Origin of the sequence: Pseudomonas sp. NPDC012596 (assembly GCF_042902325.1) — a bacterium.
Lineage (GTDB): Bacteria > Pseudomonadota > Gammaproteobacteria > Pseudomonadales > Pseudomonadaceae > Aquipseudomonas.
The window spans coordinates 78125-94287 of sequence record NZ_JBIBEB010000002.1 but is presented as its reverse complement, the minus strand read 5'-3'; the positions used below and the strand labels follow the sequence as shown (position 1 = coordinate 94287).

Annotated in this window: 20 protein-coding genes; 9 read left to right on the top strand and 11 right to left on the bottom strand. The window is 63.2% G+C overall.

Annotated elements, in window-relative coordinates:
* Window positions 1-20: 20 nt before the first annotated feature.
* Window positions 21-998 carry an NADPH:quinone reductase gene (locus ACFY68_RS02950; protein ID WP_387523160.1) on the bottom strand — a complete coding sequence of 326 codons (978 nt, stop codon included), beginning with the start codon at window positions 996-998 and terminating at the stop codon, window positions 21-23.
* A gap of 134 nt (window positions 999-1132) precedes the next feature.
* On the opposite strand from ACFY68_RS02950, the gene hemF reads away from it, so the two are divergent.
* Together hemF and aroE are read left to right on the top strand one after the other, a co-directional pair.
* Window positions 1133-2044, top strand: coding sequence for an oxygen-dependent coproporphyrinogen oxidase (hemF, locus tag ACFY68_RS02945; RefSeq protein WP_387523158.1), 912 nt, complete (start codon window positions 1133-1135; stop codon window positions 2042-2044).
* Window positions 2045-2069: 25 nt separating this feature from the next.
* Complete coding sequence (aroE, locus tag ACFY68_RS02940; RefSeq protein ID WP_387523156.1) at window positions 2070-2894, top strand: shikimate dehydrogenase; 825 nt, start codon at window positions 2070-2072, stop codon at window positions 2892-2894.
* 130 nt (window positions 2895-3024) lie between these two features.
* Here aroE and ACFY68_RS02935 read toward each other — a convergent pair whose 3' ends face one another.
* The 3 genes from ACFY68_RS02935 to betC are packed head-to-tail and all read right to left on the bottom strand — an operon-like array spanning window position 3025 to window position 7069.
* The gene (locus ACFY68_RS02935; protein WP_387523155.1) at window positions 3025-4590 is read right to left on the bottom strand and encodes a SulP family inorganic anion transporter; all 1566 of its coding nucleotides are present in this window, start codon (window positions 4588-4590) and stop codon (window positions 3025-3027) included.
* Window positions 4591-4609: 19 nt separating this feature from the next.
* On the bottom strand, window positions 4610-5533 hold the full coding sequence (gene choX / locus ACFY68_RS02930) for a choline ABC transporter substrate-binding protein (RefSeq protein WP_387523153.1): 924 nt from the start codon (window positions 5531-5533) through the stop codon (window positions 4610-4612).
* A gap of 15 nt (window positions 5534-5548) precedes the next feature.
* The gene (betC, locus tag ACFY68_RS02925; protein WP_387523790.1) at window positions 5549-7069 is read right to left on the bottom strand and encodes a choline-sulfatase; all 1521 of its coding nucleotides are present in this window, start codon (window positions 7067-7069) and stop codon (window positions 5549-5551) included.
* 106 nt (window positions 7070-7175) lie between these two features.
* On the opposite strand from betC, the gene ACFY68_RS02920 reads away from it, so the two are divergent.
* On the top strand, window positions 7176-8075 hold the full coding sequence (locus ACFY68_RS02920; protein WP_387523151.1) for a choline sulfate utilization transcriptional regulator: 900 nt from the start codon (window positions 7176-7178) through the stop codon (window positions 8073-8075).
* A gap of 94 nt (window positions 8076-8169) precedes the next feature.
* Here the strand turns inward: ACFY68_RS02920 and ACFY68_RS02915 are convergent, their stop codons facing one another.
* The gene (locus ACFY68_RS02915) at window positions 8170-8718 is read right to left on the bottom strand and encodes an NADH-flavin reductase (protein WP_387523149.1); all 549 of its coding nucleotides are present in this window, start codon (window positions 8716-8718) and stop codon (window positions 8170-8172) included.
* Between the two features lie 53 nt (window positions 8719-8771).
* Between ACFY68_RS02915 and ACFY68_RS02910 the strand changes: the two genes are divergently transcribed.
* Complete coding sequence (locus ACFY68_RS02910) at window positions 8772-9104, top strand: DOPA 4,5-dioxygenase family protein (RefSeq protein WP_346612777.1); 333 nt, start codon at window positions 8772-8774, stop codon at window positions 9102-9104.
* Window positions 9105-9155: 51 nt separating this feature from the next.
* Here the strand turns inward: ACFY68_RS02910 and trpA are convergent, their stop codons facing one another.
* The gene (gene trpA, locus ACFY68_RS02905) at window positions 9156-9965 is read right to left on the bottom strand and encodes a tryptophan synthase subunit alpha (RefSeq protein ID WP_387523147.1); all 810 of its coding nucleotides are present in this window, start codon (window positions 9963-9965) and stop codon (window positions 9156-9158) included.
* Window positions 9962-11179, bottom strand: coding sequence for a tryptophan synthase subunit beta (trpB, locus tag ACFY68_RS02900; RefSeq protein ID WP_387523145.1), 1218 nt, complete (start codon window positions 11177-11179; stop codon window positions 9962-9964). Before trpB ends, trpA begins: the two co-directional genes overlap by 4 nt.
* A gap of 110 nt (window positions 11180-11289) precedes the next feature.
* On the opposite strand from trpB, the gene ACFY68_RS02895 reads away from it, so the two are divergent.
* Window positions 11290-12186, top strand: a complete 897-nt coding sequence (locus ACFY68_RS02895; protein ID WP_387523143.1) for a LysR family transcriptional regulator — start codon at window positions 11290-11292, stop codon at window positions 12184-12186.
* On the opposite strand, the gene ACFY68_RS02890 is transcribed toward ACFY68_RS02895, so the two are convergent.
* Window positions 12183-12506 (bottom strand): DUF883 family protein, encoded by a 324-nt coding sequence (locus tag ACFY68_RS02890; protein ID WP_346612781.1) that lies wholly within the window; start codon window positions 12504-12506, stop codon window positions 12183-12185. The two genes, ACFY68_RS02895 and ACFY68_RS02890, sit on opposite strands and share 4 nt — an antisense overlap.
* Window positions 12507-12656: 150 nt before the next feature.
* Between ACFY68_RS02890 and ACFY68_RS02885 the strand changes: the two genes are divergently transcribed.
* Window positions 12657-12872, top strand: coding sequence for a dodecin (locus tag ACFY68_RS02885; RefSeq protein WP_387523141.1), 216 nt, complete (start codon window positions 12657-12659; stop codon window positions 12870-12872).
* Between the two features lie 102 nt (window positions 12873-12974).
* Window positions 12975-13196 (top strand): DUF1161 domain-containing protein, encoded by a 222-nt coding sequence (locus ACFY68_RS02880; protein WP_387523139.1) that lies wholly within the window; start codon window positions 12975-12977, stop codon window positions 13194-13196.
* 80 nt (window positions 13197-13276) lie between these two features.
* On the opposite strand, the gene ACFY68_RS02875 is transcribed toward ACFY68_RS02880, so the two are convergent.
* On the bottom strand, window positions 13277-14281 hold the full coding sequence (locus tag ACFY68_RS02875) for an LLM class flavin-dependent oxidoreductase (protein WP_387523137.1): 1005 nt from the start codon (window positions 14279-14281) through the stop codon (window positions 13277-13279).
* A gap of 154 nt (window positions 14282-14435) precedes the next feature.
* Here ACFY68_RS02875 and ACFY68_RS02870 point away from each other — a divergent pair, with 154 nt between their 5' ends.
* Complete coding sequence (locus tag ACFY68_RS02870; protein ID WP_346612785.1) at window positions 14436-14861, top strand: OsmC family protein; 426 nt, start codon at window positions 14436-14438, stop codon at window positions 14859-14861.
* A 73-nt stretch (window positions 14862-14934) separates the two neighbouring features.
* Entirely contained in the window at window positions 14935-15168 is a 234-nt protein-coding gene (locus tag ACFY68_RS02865) for a DUF1161 domain-containing protein (protein WP_387523135.1), read from the top strand.
* Between the two features lie 31 nt (window positions 15169-15199).
* On the opposite strand, the gene ACFY68_RS02860 is transcribed toward ACFY68_RS02865, so the two are convergent.
* Together ACFY68_RS02860 and ACFY68_RS02855 are read right to left on the bottom strand one after the other, a co-directional pair.
* Window positions 15200-15613 carry a hypothetical protein gene (locus ACFY68_RS02860; RefSeq protein ID WP_346612787.1) on the bottom strand — a complete coding sequence of 138 codons (414 nt, stop codon included), beginning with the start codon at window positions 15611-15613 and terminating at the stop codon, window positions 15200-15202.
* A 55-nt stretch (window positions 15614-15668) separates the two neighbouring features.
* Complete coding sequence (locus ACFY68_RS02855; protein WP_387523133.1) at window positions 15669-16082, bottom strand: hypothetical protein; 414 nt, start codon at window positions 16080-16082, stop codon at window positions 15669-15671.
* Window positions 16083-16163 lie beyond the last annotated feature (81 nt).

The following is a 16163-nucleotide window of genomic DNA, read 5'->3' as shown; positions in this document are numbered from 1 at the left end:
CCGCAGGGAACGTGTGTGGCTCAGGGAGTGAGTACAGTCGACCCTACAGTCCGCCGCGCCGACAGCTCCGCCTGTGCCTTGGCTGCCTCACTCAACGGATACCGCTGCTGGATATCCACAACCAGCTTGCCACTCGCAATCATCGCAAACAGGTCATCGGCCATGGCCTGGGTATTCTCGGCATTATTCGCATAGGTCGCCAAGGTCGGCCGGGTGACGTACAGCGACCCCTTTTGCGCCAGGATCCCCAGGTTCACCCCGCTCACCGCGCCGGACGCATTGCCAAAGCTCACCATCAACCCGCGTGGCTGCAGGCAGTCCAGCGAGGTCAGCCAGGTATCGGCGCCTACCCCGTCATACACCACCGGGCATTTCTTGCCGTCGGTCAGCTCTAGTACACGCTTGGCCACGTCTTCGTGGCTGTAGTCGATGGTCGCCCAAGCCCCCAGCGCCTTGGCCCGTTCGGCCTTCTCGGCAGAACTCACGGTGCCGATCAGCTTGGCGCCCAAAGCCTTGGCCCACTGGCAGGCCAGCGAGCCCACACCGCCGGCCGCAGCATGGAACAGAATCACATCGCCCGCCTTCACCTCATAGGTCTGCTTCAGCAGGTACTGAACGGTCAAACCCTTGAGCATCACCGCTGCGGCATGCTCGAAGCTGATGTTGTCGGGCAGCTTGACCAGGTTGGCCTCCGGCAACGTGTGCAGCTCGCTGTAGGCACCCAGCGGGCCGCCGCCATAGGCCACGCGGTCACCCACTTTCAGGCGGGTGACGCCCTCGCCCACAGCATCGACCACGCCGGCGCCCTCGGTGCCCAGGCCCGACGGCAGCGCAGGCGGGGCATACAGCCCGTTGCGGAAATAGGTGTCGATGAAGTTCAAGCCGATCGCATGGTTACGTACACGCACTTGCTGAGGCCCCGGCGGTGCCGGGTCGAACTCTACAAGCTGCAGCACTTCGGGGCCGCCATGCTGGCTGAACTGGATACGCTTGGCCATCTCGCACTCCTGTTGTCGGGATCGTAAAAGGCCTTCTATCGGACGCCTTTGCTTGATCGCCGTCAACTGCGGCGCGCAGGTTTGCGGTGGTATGCTACGCGGCGAATTCTTCCCTGCCCGTTCCTGGTGACCCGATGACTAGCCGCACCGAGGCCGTGAAAGCCTACCTGCTCGACCTGCAAGACCGCATCTGCTCTGCCCTCGAAACCGAGGACGGCGGCGCCCGCTTCGTCGAGGATGCCTGGGTGCGCGAAGCCGGTGGCGGGGGCCGCACGCGAGTGATTGGCGACGGCAAGGTGATCGAGAAAGGCGGGGTCAACTTCTCCCATGTGTTCGGCTCTGGCCTGCCACCTTCGGCCAGTGCACACCGGCCCGAGCTGGCGGGCCGAGGGTTCGAGGCATTGGGCGTTTCGCTGGTAATCCACCCGCACAACCCGCACGTGCCGACGTCCCACGCCAACGTGCGCTTCTTCATTGCCGAGAAAGAAGGCGAAGAGGCGGTGTGGTGGTTCGGCGGCGGCTTCGACCTAACCCCGTACTACGGCAATGAAGAAGACTGCATTCACTGGCACCGCGTGGCCGAGCAGGCCTGTGCGCCCTTTGGCGCAGACGTATACCCCCGCTACAAAGCCTGGTGCGATCGCTATTTCCACATCAAGCACCGTGGCGAGCCACGAGGCATTGGCGGGCTGTTCTTCGATGACTTGAACGAGTGGGATTTCGATACCTGCTTCGCGTTCATTCGCGCCATCGGCGATGCTTTCGTCGACGCCTACCTGCCGATCGTCCAGCGCCGCAAGGGCATGCCTTACACCGCCGAGCAGCGCGAATTCCAGGAGTTCCGCCGCGGCCGCTACGTGGAGTTCAACCTGGTCTACGACCGGGGCACCCTGTTCGGGCTGCAGTCTGGCGGCCGCACCGAGTCGATCCTGATGTCGCTGCCACCGCAAGTGCGCTGGGGTTACGATTGGAAGGCTGCGCCCGGCAGTGAGGAAGCCCGCCTGACCGAGTACTACTTGCAGGACCGCGACTGGCTCGGCCAGTAAGCCTGTGGATAACCGAGGAGCCCCCATGGACCAGTACGTCGTGTTTGGTAACCCCATCGGCCACAGCAAGTCGCCGTTGATTCACCGGCTGTTCGCCGAACAGACCGGACAGGATCTGGAATACAGCACCCTGCTGGCGCCGCTGGACGAATTCAGCGACTGCGCCCGCGGCTTCTTCAAGCAAGGTAGCGGCGCCAACGTGACCGTGCCGTTCAAGGAAGAAGCCTACCGCCTGTGCGACAGCCTCACCCCCCGGGCCCAGCGCGCGGGTGCGGTGAACACCTTGAGCAAGCTGGCCGACGGCACGCTGCGGGGTGACAACACCGATGGTGCTGGCTTGGTGCGTGACCTGACGGTGAATGCCGGGGTGGTGCTGGCCGGCAAGCGCATTCTCATCCTGGGCGCCGGTGGCGCGGTGCGTGGCGTGCTGGAGCCGATCCTGGCACACGACCCGCAGTCACTGGTGATTGCCAACCGCACGCTGGAAAAGGCCGAGCAGCTGGCGCGTGAGTTCGATGAGATGGGGCCTGTCGTTGCCAGCGGTTTCGCCTGGCTGCAGGAGCCGGTGGATGTGATCATCAACGCCACGTCGGCCAGCCTGTCCGGCGAGCTGCCGCCGATTGCCGACAGCCTGGTCGAGGCAGGGCGGACCGTGTGCTACGACATGATGTATGGCAAAGAGCCCACGCCGTTCTGCCGGTGGGCCAGCAAGCTGGGCGCGGCTAAGGTGCTGGATGGGCTGGGCATGCTGGCTGAGCAAGCGGCTGAAGCGTTCTTCATTTGGCGTGGGGTGCGGCCGGATACGGCGCCGGTGTTGGCAGAGTTGCGCCGGCAGCTGGCGCGGGGCTGAGATTGCTGGGGCCGCTTTGCGGCCCATCGCCGGCAAGCCAGCTCCTACACCTGGAGCGCCGGCCTCAGGCCTTGCGATACCTCTGTGGGAGCCGGCTTGCCGGCGATGGGCTGCAAAGCAGCCCCAATGCTCATTCCGCAAATTGAATTGGGCAAAGCTCCACCCCTTCCAGCTTCTGCAATTCCTCGACCACCTGCGGCCTGGCGCGCAGCAAGGTCAAACTCCCGCCCGCCCGCCGCAACCGCCGCGCTTCGCGGTGCAACATATCCACACCCGAATAATCGATGAAGTTCACCTGCCGCGCGTCGATCACCACATCCGGCCCCTGGCAGCGTTGCAGGCGCACCTGCAGGTAATGCGCTGCGCCGAAGAAGATCGACCCACCGACCCGCAGTACATCGGCCTGCCCTTCGCGGCTGTGCTGCACCCGTGGCCGTGAAGTGCGCTTTAGGTAGAAGAACAACGAAGCCAGCACGCCGGCGTAAATCGCGGTCTGCAGCTCCAGCAGCAAGGTTGCGGCGGCGGTCAGGGCCATGACCAGAAATTCCGAGCGGCTGACCCGGAACAGTGCCCGTATGGCCCTGTGGTCCACCAACCCCCAACAGATCAGCAAAATGCTGCCCGCCATGGCCGGGATCGGCAGGTGGGCGATCAAGCCCGCGCCTGCGACCGCAAACAGCGCGACCCACAGCGCCGAGAACACCCCCGCCATAGGGGAACGGGCGCCGGCGTCGTAGCTCAGCCCCGAGCGGGTGAATGAGCCGGATGACAGGTAACCGGAGAACCATGCGCCGACGATGTTCGACAGGCCCTGGGCGCGGATCTCCTGGTCGGCGTCGATCAGCTGTTCGGAGCGCGAAGACAGCGACCTGGCGATCGACAGGCTGGTCACCAGGCCGAGCATGCCCACGGCTACCGCCGTCGGCAGCAGCCGCAACATCAGCTCAAGGTCCAGCAACGGCAGCGGGCTTAACGGCGGCAACTGGCCGGTGAAGGCCGGCACCCTCGGCACGTGGCCAAACAACCCTGGCAGCAACCAGGCCAGCAGGCTGACCAGGATCAGGCTGATCAACAGGCTCGGCCAGCGCGGACGCCAGAGCCTCAAGCCCACGCCGACCAGCACTGTGGCCAGGCCCAGCATCAGCGAGGGCAAGTCGACCTCACCGGCGTGGCTGGCCAGGTCCTGGACTGTTTTCAAGGCCGTGGCCTGGCTCGGCAGGTCCATGCCCAGCAGGTTGGGCAACTGCCCAAGGGCGATGACGATGGCGGCGCCCAGGGTGAAGCCGAGCACCACCGAATGGGAAACAAAATTGACCAGTGCGCCGAACCGCAGCAGCCCGAGCAGCAGCTGGAAGATGCCGGCAATGAACGTCAGCAGCAGGACCAGAGTGACGTAGTCGGCGCTACCGGGCACTGCCAAGGGGCTGACGCTGGCGTACAGGACAATGGAGATGGCCGCAGTCGGGCCGCAGATCAGGTGCCAGGACGAGCCCCACAGGCAGGCGATAAGCACCGGAACAATGGCGGCGAACAGGCCGTATTCAGCGGGCAGGCCGGCAATCAGGGCGTAGGCGATCGATTGCGGCAGGGCCAGGATTGCACCGCTCAGGCCTACCAGCAGGTCCTGACGCAGGCTGCGGCCCGATTGGCGGGGCAGCCAGGTGAGGAAGGGCAGCAGGTGGCTCAGGCGGTGCATGGGCTATTTTGAACTCCGATTAAAGTTTCGCTTTGACGGCCTCTTTGGCATCGCCACCGTCTTTGCTGGTGACGCCTGCCAACCAACCCTCCAACAGCTCCGGATGCGTCTTGACCCAAGCCTTGGCAGCTTGATCGAAGGTGGTCTTCTTATCCACAACCTCGGCCATGATGCTGTTCTCCATCTCCAGCGAGAACTTCAGGTTGCTCAGCAGTTTCGCTGCATTCGGGCAAGCCTGTGGATATCCTTTGCGGGTCAGCGTATAGACATCACCTTTGCTGCCAAACCACTTCTCCCCGCCCGTCAGGTAGTGCATCTTCAACTTCACGTTCATCGGGTGCGGCGTCCAGCCGAGGAAGGTGATAAACTGGTTCTTCTTCACAGCCCGGTCCACCTGCGCCAGCATTGCCTGCTCACTCGATTCGACCAGCTTCCACTGGCCGAGGTCGAATTCGTTTTTGTCGATGATCTCTTTCAGCGACAGGTTGGCGGGTGCTCCAGAGCCAATCCCGTACAGCTTCTTGTCGAACTGCTCGGCGTGCTTTTGCAGGTCGGCGAAGTCCTTCACGCCGGCATTCCACACATAGTCGGGGACCGCCAGGGTGAACTCGGTGCCTTCCAGGTTGCGCGCCAGCTGCTGAACGTCGCCATTGGCAACGAACTTGTCATGAAAGCCCTGCTGCGCGGGCATCCAGTTGCCGAGGAAAGCATCGATTTTGCCGTCCTTGAGGCCGCCATAGATGATCGGCACCGCCAGGCTGTCGATCTTCACCTGGTAGCCCAGGCTTTCCAGAAGCAGGCGGGCGATGGCGTTGGTCGTTGCGATATCGCTCCAGCCGGGGTCGGCCATTTTCACGGTGCTACATTGCGCGTCGTCGGCTTGGGCTGTGGCGGCGCCCAGGCTCAGGGCTACTGCGAACACGGCGGTGGAGAACTTCTGCATGGCGGCCTCTCTGTCTCAATCCATGGGGGCGGGCTGTGGATAACGTGCCTTGCGCTCGAGGTCGTCGAGATCGATATGGTTACGCATGTACTGTTGGCTGGCGTCCACTAGCGGTTGGTGGTCCCAGCTTTTCAGCTTGCCGATGGCCAGTGCCTCGGCCACCAGGCGGCGGCGCCGTTGGCTGGCCAGTACCTGTTGCCGCAGGCTGGGGATATCCCAACGCTGGCGTGCTTCATCGACAAATGCCTGCAGCAGCGCCTGATGGCCTGGGCTGCTGGTGAGGTTCTCCCGCTCGTGCGGGTCGCGGCTCAAGTCATAGAGTAAACAGGGGTCGTCCTCGCTGTACACGAACTTGTATGCGCCACGGCGGATCATCATCAACGGGCCGACCGTGCCTTCGGCCATGTATTCGCCAATCACTTCGTCGTGGCCGCCCTGCCCTCGCAAGTGGCCAAGCAGCGATGTGCCATCCAGGGCCAGGCTTTTATCCACAGCCCCGCCGGCCAAGTCCACCAAGGTTGGCAGCAAGTCGCAGGTCGATACCGAGGCGCCGACCCGCCCTGCGCTAAACCGCTGGGGCGCGTGAACCAGCAGCGGCACCCGCGCCGACATCTCGAACCAGTGCATTTTGTACCAGAGCCCGCGCTCCCCAAGCATGTCGCCGTGGTCGCCAGAAAACACGATCACGGTGTCCTCGGCCAGGTTGCATTCTTCGAGGGTTCGCAGCAGTTGGCCGATGTTGTCGTCGATATAACTGCAGGCGCCGAAGTAGGCCCGGCGGGCGTCGCGAATCTTTTCCACAGGCAAGGGCTTGTCCCACAGGTCGTAGACTTTGAGCAGGCGCTGCGAATGCGGGTCCAGCTCATGCTGGCTGAACTCGGCACGTGGCATGGGGATATCCACACCCTCGTAGCGATCCCAGTAGCGTTTCGGGATGGTGTACGGGTCATGGGGGTGGGTCATCGATACGGTCAGGCAAAACGGCCGGCCATCGTTCTCGCGCACATGGTCATAGAGGTACTGGCGGGCCTTGAACACCACTTCGTCGTCGAAATCCAGCTGGTTGGTACGCACACAGGGGCCTGCCTGCAGGACGGACGACATGTTGTGGTACCAACTCGGGCGCTCGTCGGGGGCATCCCAGTTCACCGCCCAGCCGTAATCGGCGGGGTAGATATCGCTGGTCAGGCGTTCTTCATAACCGTGCAACTGGTCCGGGCCGCAGAAGTGCATCTTGCCCGACAAGGCCGTGCGGTAGCCGAGCCGGCGCAGGTAGTGGGCGTAGGTCGGCACGTCGGCAGGCAAGTCGGCGGCGTTATCAAAGGCGCCGATGCGGCTGGGTAGCTGGCCGCTGACCAGGGTGAAGCGCGACGGTGCGCACAGGGGGCTGTTGCAGTAGGCCGAATCGAAAACCACCGCCTGTTCGGCCAGGCGGCTCAGGTGCGGCATCTGGATTGGCGAAGGGCCGTAGATCGGCAGCAAGGGTGCGGCCATCTGGTCGGCCATGATGAACAGGATATTCGGGCGCGTCATGATCGGCTTCCATCGTTCAAGGTTATGCGAACTGCTTGCCTATCAAGATGCGACTGTGGATAACATGGGTAAAGCCCATGGCGGGCAATGACTGGGATTAGCTGAGCTTATGTTTGACCATCTCGCCGCGCTGTCACTCGATGCCCTGCGTGTGTTCGAGGCCGCTGCGCGCTTGCGCGGCTTCACTGCCGCAGCGCTGGAGCTGGGCACCACCCAGCCGGCGGTCAGCCAGCAGGTGAAACGCCTGGAAGCCCAGTTGGGCACGCGGCTGTTCGATCGTATCTACCGCGGTATCGCGCTGACCGATGCTGGCCAGGTGTTGTTCGCGCAGGTCCATCAGGGCCTGCAGGCCATGGACGATGGCATCGCCCAAGCCAGCGGGCGCGGCCAGCGCGAGGTACTGCAGGTGGCTACCGACTTTGCCTTTGCAGCGTTCTGGCTGATGCCACGGCTGCAGCGTTTTCACGAGGCTTATCCACAGGTGGACGTGAGCCTGGTGACAGGTGAGCGCAGCCAGGGAATGCTACGGCCGGATATCGATGTGGCGGTGCTGTTTGGCGATGGGCGGTTTCATCAGGGGGAAAGCCGCTGGTTGTTCGATGAAGAGGTTTTCCCGGTTTGCAGCCCTCGGCTGATTCATGGCAAACCCTCGTCAGCCGTGGCTTTGCAACGATTGCCCCTGCTTCATTTGCGCGGCGAACAGGCCAGTGGATGGTTCGACTGGGCAGGTGTGTTTCGTGGTTTTGGCGTCGCCACCCCGCCGCCGCCTGGTCAGTTGCGTTTTGATAACTACACCTTGTTGATACAAGCGGCGATTGCCGGGCAAGGGGTGGCGATCGGCTGGGGGCATCTGGTCGATGGGCTGGTCGAGCAAGGGTTGTTGTGCCGGCCGCTGGAGGGCAGTTTGCGCTCGGCGCGTGGGTATTACGTGGTGCTGCCGCCGCGCAAGCGGCGCGGGGCGTTGATCGAGCGATTCGTGGATTGGCTGGAGGATGAGCGCTGTCAGTGATTGCGGCTGCTGTGCAGCCGGTCGCCGGCAAGCCGGCTCCCACAGGTTCAGCGCAGGTCGCGGGCCTGGCGTAATATCTGTGGGCCCCGGCATCTTAAACCACGAAGTTGAGGTGCTCGCCCCGGTGCAAATTCAGGTCGAGCATATCGGCCATCCCCGCCGCCACTCTATCCAGGTCTGCCAACGCCTGCGGCGCATTGATCAAGGTCCAGTGCAATGCACTGCGCTGCAGCGCATTGACAACGCGGTCCACGCATCCGCGCTCCTCGTCGGTGTATCTACCCGGTGCATCCAGCACATCGAAATCGCCCACCAGCAACACCCGGCGTATAGTCGTGCGGGAAAGCCCGGCCACCAGTGCTTCGCTCATGCGCCCTTGCGCTGCCAGGTCACCCGGCGCCAGTGCGGACAACAGCGCAATCACCGCCGAACCACCCGCCGCGCCTTGCTCCGCCTGGTCGGCATCGCCCAGCCCGCCTATCTTGAAATGCAGGCCTGGGCGAGGCGCATGGCGGTTCAGGTCGTCCACCACGGCCGTGACCTCGTGCTGGCGTGACAGCAACTCGACCATCAGGGCACTGCTCAGGCTGCTTTCAGCCCCGAACAGCACCAGTTTGAACACTGGGGTTTCGGCATTTTTCACCGCATCACTCCCTTTGCAGGTGGGTGATGGTTTGACCGCTATCAGGAGATATCGTGCAGAGGATCAAGGGTTATCACGCCCACGTTTACTACGATGCGAGCACCATCGAACAAGCGCGTGAGCTGTGCGAGGAGGCTGCAAGGCTGTTCCCCGTGACCATGGGGCGCATGCACCAGAAACCCGTTGGGCCGCACCCGGACTGGAGCTGCCAGCTGGCATTCGAGCCAGAGGTGGTGGGGGTGGTGTTGCCGTGGTTGGCGTTGTATCGCAAGGGGCTGGTGGTGTTCTTGCACCCGCTCACTGGGGATGAGTTGGCTGATCACCGGGACCATGCGATCTGGATGGGGGCGGTGCGCCCTTTGAAGTTATCGTTGTTCGGGGGGTAGTGGGTGGGCCGCTTGGCGGCCCATTCGCGGGGCGAACCCGCTCCCACAGGTTCAGCGACGAGCGCTGCGCACCCCTTCAGCCAGTGCCGAGCACAGGCCCAATACATCGGCCACAGCCTGGTCGGCATCCTTGGCCTGGGCGATCTTGTCGACCAACGCCGAGCCAACCACCACACCATCAGCCAGGCGCGCGATCGCGGCAGCCTGCTCTGGGGTGCGAATGCCGAAGCCAACGCTGATCGGCAACTGGGTATGCCGCCGCAGGCGGGCAACGGCTTCGGTCACATGTTCGGTGGTCGCCGAGCCAGCACCGGTCACACCCGCCACCGACACGTAGTAGACGAACCCGGAGCTGCGCTCCAGCACGCGCGGCAGGCGCGCATCGTCAGTGGTCGGGGTGGTCAGGCGGATGAAGTCGATACCCGCGGCCTGGGCCGGGGTGGCGAGTTCGGCGTCGTGCTCTGGCGGCAGGTCGACGATGATCAGGCCATCGACACCCGCTTCTTTGGCTTGCGCGACAAACTTCGCCACGCCAAAGCGGTGGATCGGGTTGTAGTAGCCCATCAAAACGATCGGCGTCGCCTGGTTGCCAACCCGGAATTCGCGAACCATCTGCAAGGTCTTGGCCAGGGTCTGGCCAGCCTCCAGCGCGCGCAGGGTGGCGAGCTGGATGGCAACGCCGTCGGCCATGGGGTCGGTGAACGGCATGCCCAGTTCGATCACATCGGCGCCGGCCGCTGGCAGGCCCTTGAGGATCTGCAGTGAGGCGTCGTAGCCTGGGTCGCCGGCGGTGACGAAGGTGACCAGGGCGGAGCGGCCTTCGGCTTTCAGCTCGGCGAAGCGTTGTTCAAGACGGCTCATGCCTGTTTCTCCTGGGCTGCCATGTGGTTCATCACGGTTTGCATGTCTTTGTCGCCACGGCCGGACAGGCAGATCACCATCAGGTGGTCCTTGGGCAGGCTCGGCGCGCGTTTGATCGCTTCGGCCAGCGCGTGCGAGCTTTCCAGTGCGGGAATGATGCCTTCCAGACGGCAGGTGGCGTGGAACGCGTCGAGCGCTTCGTCGTCGGTGATGCTCACGTACTCCACACGCTTCACTTCGTGCAGGTAGGCATGCTCCGGGCCGATGCCCGGGTAGTCGAGGCCGGCGGAAATCGAGTGGGCGTCGGTGATCTGGCCGTCGTCGTCCTGCAGCAGGTAGGTGCGGTTACCATGCAGCACGCCCGGTACGCCGCCGTTGAGGCTGGCGGCATGCTTGTCGGTATGCACGCCGTGGCCCCCGGCTTCGACACCGATGATCTGCACGCTTTGGTCTTCGAGGAAGTCGTGGAACAGGCCCATGGCGTTGGAGCCACCGCCGACGCAGGCGATCAGGCTGTCGGGCAGGCGCCCTTCTTTCTCTTGCAGCTGGGCGCGGGTTTCCTTGCCGATGATCGACTGGAAGTCGCGGACCATCGCCGGGTACGGGTGCGGGCCGGCCACGGTGCCGATCAGGTAGAAGGTGTCGTCGACGTTGGTGACCCAGTCGCGCAGGGCTTCGTTCATGGCGTCCTTGAGGGTGCCGGTGCCAGCGGTGACCGGGACGATTTCGGCGCCCAGCAGCTTCATGCGGAACACGTTGGCCTGCTGGCGCTCGATGTCGGTGGCGCCCATGTAGATCACACAAGGCAGGCCAAAGCGCGCGGCGACGGTGGCGGTGGCCACGCCGTGCATGCCAGCGCCGGTTTCGGCGATCAGGCGCTTCTTGCCCATGCGCTTGGCCAGCAGCACCTGGCCGATGCAGTTGTTCACCTTGTGGGCGCCGGTGTGGTTCAGCTCTTCACGCTTGAAGAAAATCTTCGCACCACCGCAATGCTCGGTCAGGCGCTCGGCGAAATACAGCGGGTTCGGGCGGCCGATGTAGTCGCGCTGGAAGTAGGCCAGTTCTTCGAGGAACTTGGGGTCGGCCTTGGCCGCTTCGTACTCGCGGGCCAGGTCCAGCACCAGTGGCATCAGGGTTTCGGCCACGTAGCGGCCGCCGAACGAGCCGAACAGGCCGTTGGCATCGGGGCCGGCGCGGTATTGGGACTGGGTCATGGGTCGCTCCAGGGCGTATTGAATGAGTGATGGGCTTTACTCTACCCACGGCAAGCCCGGCTGAAAACCGATAAGATTGCGCAAACCTGTCAGGAAAACTCACAAGTCATATGGCCCAGGATCTCCCACCCCTAAACGCCCTGCGCGCCTTCGAGGCGACTGCCCGGCTTAATAGTGTCAGCCAGGCTGCGGAAGCCCTGCATGTCACGCATGGGGCCGTCAGCCGGCAGATCAAAGTACTTGAGGAACACCTTGGCGTGGCGCTGTTCGTCAAGGACGGGCGTGGCATCAAACTCACAGATGCCGGCACCCGGTTGCGAGATGCCAGTGGCGAAGCCTTCGACAGGTTGCGCAGCGTGTGCAGCGAGTTGAGCCGCGATGTCAGTGAGGCGCCTTTCGTCCTGGGCTGTTCAGGGAGCCTGCTGGCGCGGTGGTTCATCCCCAGGCTGGGGCGCTTGAAGGCCGACCTGCCGGAGTTGCGCCTGCACCTTTCGGCAGGCGAAGGTGACCTCGACCCGCGTCGGCCAGGGCTGGATGCGCTGCTGGTGTACGCGCAACCCCCTTGGCCTGCGGACATGCAGGTGCACGTGTTGGCCGAGGAGCGGATCGGGCCGGTGCTCAGCCCGCATTACGTGGGCTTTGAGCGACTGCGCGATGCCCCCGCGAGCGCCCTGCTGGACGAGGCAGTGCTGCATACCACGTCGCGGCCGCAAGCGTGGCCGACCTGGGTTGACGAACAGGGGTTGGACCCCGCCGCATTGAAGTACGGGCAGGCCTTCGAGCATTTGTATTACTTACTGGAGGCAGCGGTTGCGGGGCTTGGCGTGGCCATCGCGCCACAGCCGTTGGTGGCGGACGATTTGCGAGCTGGACGCCTCAGCGCACCGTGGGGCTTTTCAGCTACCCCGGCAGCGCTGGCGTTGTGGGTGCCCCGGCGCGCCGCAGATGGGCGCGCCGAGCAGTTGGCGCAGTGGCTGCGCCGTGAGCTGGAACGGCAGGCGGGTTAGTTGCGGCGGTACAGCAGGTAAGCGGCCAGTAGGCCGAGGGCGCCAATCGCCACACCTGCGGTGGTTACCGGGTGTTCCTGGGCATAGTCACGGGTGGCGATGCCGGTCTGGCGGGTGCGTGTCTTCACTTCCTCATAGGCATCGCTGAGCAGGCTGCGCGAGTGTTTAAGCGCGCTTTCGGCGTTGCTGCGAATGGCCTTCACCGATTTCTGGGATTCCTCCGAGGCATCATGTTTGAGGCTCTCCAAGCTTTTCAGCAGGCTCTCGATCTCCGCTTCCATGCTTTCCAGGGATGTTTTACGCAGCGTATTGCGGTGCATGTTGACTCTCCTTTGCAGTATGGGCTCTAAGGATTGCGACTACGCGCTGCGGGGAAAGTGCGATCGAACTTTCCCAAGGGATGATGGCTCGCAGGTAAACCAGGCCTGCGCTGCTAGGCTCATTGTCACCGTCATCCAAGGAGAGCGCTCATGACTGATCATCACACCTACAAGAAGATCGAACTGGTAGGGTCTTCAGCCACCAGCATCGAAGAAGCGATCAACAATGCCTTGGCCGAAGCGGCCAAGAGCATCAAGCATTTGGAATGGTTTGAAGTGGTCTCTACCCGCGGCCACATTGAAGGCAACAAGGCCGCGCACTTTCAGGTCACGCTCAAGGTGGGCTTCCGCATCGCCAACAGCTGAAACATTGTCGGGCTGGCTAAGCCCGGCGTGATGGCGTTATACAGACAAGGGCGCCTTTGCCGGCGCCCTTTTCCATTTTCATCTGCACAAGGAACGCGAGTGATGAAGAAACTGATTCTGGCGGTGGGCCTGATGACGCTGGCGGGAGGCGCGCTGGCGGCGGGCAAGCCTTGCGAGGACCTGAAGGCTGAGATTGCGGCGAAACTGGATGCCAAAGGTGTGAAGGGCTACACGCTGGAGGTCGTCAAGAAGGGCGACCCGGCTGGCAAGGTGGTCGGTAGCTGTGAGGCTGGCAGCAAGGAAATTGTCTACCGGCGTGGTTGAGCGGTGGCCGCTTCGCGGGCAAGCCCGCTTCCACAGGTGTTCACAGGCCCCTGTGGGAGCGGGTTCGCCCGCGAAGAGTCTCACTCGGATTTCAAGGCCTGCGCCATCAACTCATAGGACTTGACCCTGTCTGCATGCTCATACAGGTCGCAGGTAAAGATCAGTTCGTCCGCCCCGGTCTGTTCCAGCAGCACCTGCACCTTGGCCCGTACCTTCTGCGGGCTGCCGATCATCGCCAGGCCCAGGAAATTGGCCACCGAGTCCCGTTCATGGGGTAGCCACAGGCCATCCATGCTGGCCACCGGTGGCCGCTGCATCAGGCTCTGCCCGCGTATCAGCGCCAGAATCCGCTGGTAGACCGAGGTGGCCAGATACTCAGCATGTTCGTCTGTTTCGGCCACCACCATTGGAACGCCGAGCATTACGTAGGGCTTATCCAGCGTCGTCGACGGCTTGAAGTGGTTGCGGTAGACGCGGATCGCCTCATGCATGTAGTGCGGGGCGAAGTGTGAGGCGAAGGCGTAAGGCATGCCGCGCATGCCGGCCAGCTGGGCGCTGAACAGGCTGGAGCCGAGCAGCCACATCGGCACCTCGGTGTCATGGCCCGGCACGGCGATCACTTTTTGATCATCGGTGCGGGGGCCCAGGTAGCGCGACAGCTCCTCGACATCGTCCGGGAAGTCATCGGCGCTGCCCGAACGCTCGCGCCGCAGGGCGTAGGCGGTCATCTGGTCGGAGCCGGGCGCACGGCCCAGGCCCAGGTCGATGCGGCCCGGATACAAGCTGGCCAGCGTGCCGAACTGCTCGGCGATTACCAGCGGCGCGTGGTTGGGCAGCATGACGCCGCCCGACCCGACCCGGATTTTCGAGGTGCCGCCGGCCAGGTAGCCGATCAGTACCGAGGTCGCAGAACTGGCGATGCCATCCATGTTGTGGTGTTCGGCGACCCAGAAGCGGTTGTAGCCAAAACGCTCGACGTGCTGGGCCAGGTCCAGTGAATTGCGCAGTGATTGCGCGGGGCCGGCGTCAGCGCGCACGGGCACCAGGTCGAGGGTGGAAATTTTCAGGTCACGCAGCTGCGTCATTGGAGCCTCCGCAAGAATGTTTGGCCGAAGGCCTTTTCATCTCTGTATGGGCACATTCGGAGTATTCAATGTTTGCTGTGCGATTGCTCTGAACTTGCCGCAGGCGGGTGACCTCTGAAGCCATAGGTATGTAACCGAGTGACCAGGAGGCAATATGAAAAAGACAGCATCGGCGATCTGGCAAGGTGGCTTGAAGGATGGCAAGGGCCTCCTCTCGACCGAAAGTGGTGCGCTCAAGCAGAACCCTTATGGCTTCAACACCCGTTTCGAGGGCTCACCCGGGACCAACCCAGAGGAATTGATCGGCGCAGCACATGCCGGTTGTTTCTCGATGGCGCTGTCGATGATGCTCGGCGAGGCGGGGCTGACCGCTGACCGCATCGATACCATTGCCGAAGTGACCCTGGACAAGCAGCCCGACGGCTTCGCCATCACTGCCGTGCACCTGATCCTCAAGGCCAAGGTACCGGGGGCCAGCGAAGCGCAGTTCCTCGAGATCGCCAATAAGGCCAAAGCCGGCTGCCCGGTGTCCAAGGTACTGAACGCGACCATCAGCCTGGATGCCACACTGGTGGGCTAGGCGGCGCAACAGGGGCGCTTTGCTGTAGTCTAAACAGCGTCGGCAGCGCTGCTGCCCTTTCAGGAGCCGTTCCATGATCCGCGTAGCAATCGCCGTGCTGGCTTCCCTGCTGGCCACTTCTGCACTGGCGGCGGTCAAACCGTGCGAGGAACTGAAGGCCGAGATCGAAGCCAAGATCCAGGCCCAGGGTGTGCCGTCCTACACCCTGGAGATCGTGCCCAACAGCGACGTCAAGGATCAGAACATGGTCGTTGGCAGCTGTGATGGCGGGACCAAAAAGATCATTTACCAGAAGAATGATCGCTAGCAGCTGAGGGCTGCACTGCAGCCCTCAGGTTTCAAGGAATGCAGAACACGTTACTGGGCTCGTTGACCAGCACCTTGCGGCTGGCGTCATACAGCAGCACCTGCGGCTCCATCACCGGCGCCCGGGCCTCCAGGCGATAGCGCTCGCCCGCTTTGAAGTTATCGAAGCGCACGGTCAGGTAACAGGTTCGGTCCCTGGGTTGGCTCATCATGCCCCCGGAATAGATTTCGTAATCGAAACGCACCACCAGTTCGTGCTTGCCAGGCGTCACCTGGAAATAACGGCCATCTTCAAGGCGCTGGCCATCGAGCTTGTCGGCCATGATGACGCGGCCGGGGGTGATGGTGTAGAGGTCGACCCAGGCCTGCTTGGGGTCGACGGGCGGCAAGGGGCTGGCGCAAGCCCCCAGTGCACTGAGGGCGATCAGCATCATGGGCTGGCGCATGGCAAAACTCCCACTTGCGATTCACAAGTTACAAGCATAGCGCCGTTTGTGCGGTTCAGGTGCGTTGGCAGCCCGCTGGCAGGCCCTGCCCGACCAGCTTCTGCTGGTGGTCATAAAGCTTGAGCCACGGGCGAAAGCCAATGCTGCCCGCCTGCAACTGGTAACGCTGGCCGGCATTGAAGTCCTTGAAGGTCAGGTTGAGCTGGCAATCGCGCCACAGCGGCTCGTCGACCGGGCCGATATTGCTGGGCGTAACGGGGAATTGATAGCGCACCGTCAGTTCGTGGCTACCGGGCTGGACCTCGAAGTAGCGGGTGTCGGCCCAGTCGCGTTCGTCCACCTGCACCGCGTGCAGCGACGTGTCGTCGTGGGGAGTCAGTTCGACCCAGGCTTGGTTCGGGTCCGGGTCGGGCAAGGTCGAACAGGCGGATACGAGTAACAGTGAGCCGGCGACGAACAGTGCACGCATGGCGAAACTCCCCCTTGGCGAGATAGTCTTGGAGCGCATCGGCCGTGAGCGAGTTGGATTGCCCAAGATGGTATGGTTTTT

Bases quoted from the DNA above. Each gene is read 5' to 3' on its own strand.
- ACFY68_RS02885 (WP_387523141.1), top strand. From the start codon at position 12,657: ATGACTGATCATCACACCTACAAGAAGATCGAACTGGTAGGGTCTTCA.
- ACFY68_RS02895 (WP_387523143.1), top strand. From the start codon at position 11,290: ATGGCCCAGGATCTCCCACCCCTAAACGCCCTGCGCGCCTTCGAGGCG.
- trpB (WP_387523145.1), bottom strand. From the start codon at position 11,179: ATGACCCAGTCCCAATACCGCGCCGGCCCCGATGCCAACGGCCTGTTC.
- ACFY68_RS02855 (WP_387523133.1), bottom strand. From the start codon at position 16,082: ATGCGTGCACTGTTCGTCGCCGGCTCACTGTTACTCGTATCCGCCTGT.
- ACFY68_RS02880 (WP_387523139.1), top strand. From the start codon at position 12,975: ATGAAGAAACTGATTCTGGCGGTGGGCCTGATGACGCTGGCGGGAGGC.
- ACFY68_RS02870 (WP_346612785.1), top strand. From the start codon at position 14,436: ATGAAAAAGACAGCATCGGCGATCTGGCAAGGTGGCTTGAAGGATGGC.
- ACFY68_RS02920 (WP_387523151.1), top strand. From the start codon at position 7,176: ATGTTTGACCATCTCGCCGCGCTGTCACTCGATGCCCTGCGTGTGTTC.
- hemF (WP_387523158.1), top strand. From the start codon at position 1,133: ATGACTAGCCGCACCGAGGCCGTGAAAGCCTACCTGCTCGACCTGCAA.
- ACFY68_RS02935 (WP_387523155.1), bottom strand. From the start codon at position 4,590: ATGCACCGCCTGAGCCACCTGCTGCCCTTCCTCACCTGGCTGCCCCGC.
- choX (WP_387523153.1), bottom strand. From the start codon at position 5,533: ATGCAGAAGTTCTCCACCGCCGTGTTCGCAGTAGCCCTGAGCCTGGGC.
- ACFY68_RS02950 (WP_387523160.1), bottom strand. From the start codon at position 998: ATGGCCAAGCGTATCCAGTTCAGCCAGCATGGCGGCCCCGAAGTGCTG.
- aroE (WP_387523156.1), top strand. From the start codon at position 2,070: ATGGACCAGTACGTCGTGTTTGGTAACCCCATCGGCCACAGCAAGTCG.
- ACFY68_RS02860 (WP_346612787.1), bottom strand. From the start codon at position 15,613: ATGCGCCAGCCCATGATGCTGATCGCCCTCAGTGCACTGGGGGCTTGC.
- ACFY68_RS02875 (WP_387523137.1), bottom strand. From the start codon at position 14,281: ATGACGCAGCTGCGTGACCTGAAAATTTCCACCCTCGACCTGGTGCCC.
- ACFY68_RS02865 (WP_387523135.1), top strand. From the start codon at position 14,935: ATGATCCGCGTAGCAATCGCCGTGCTGGCTTCCCTGCTGGCCACTTCT.
- ACFY68_RS02890 (WP_346612781.1), bottom strand. From the start codon at position 12,506: ATGCACCGCAATACGCTGCGTAAAACATCCCTGGAAAGCATGGAAGCG.
- trpA (WP_387523147.1), bottom strand. From the start codon at position 9,965: ATGAGCCGTCTTGAACAACGCTTCGCCGAGCTGAAAGCCGAAGGCCGC.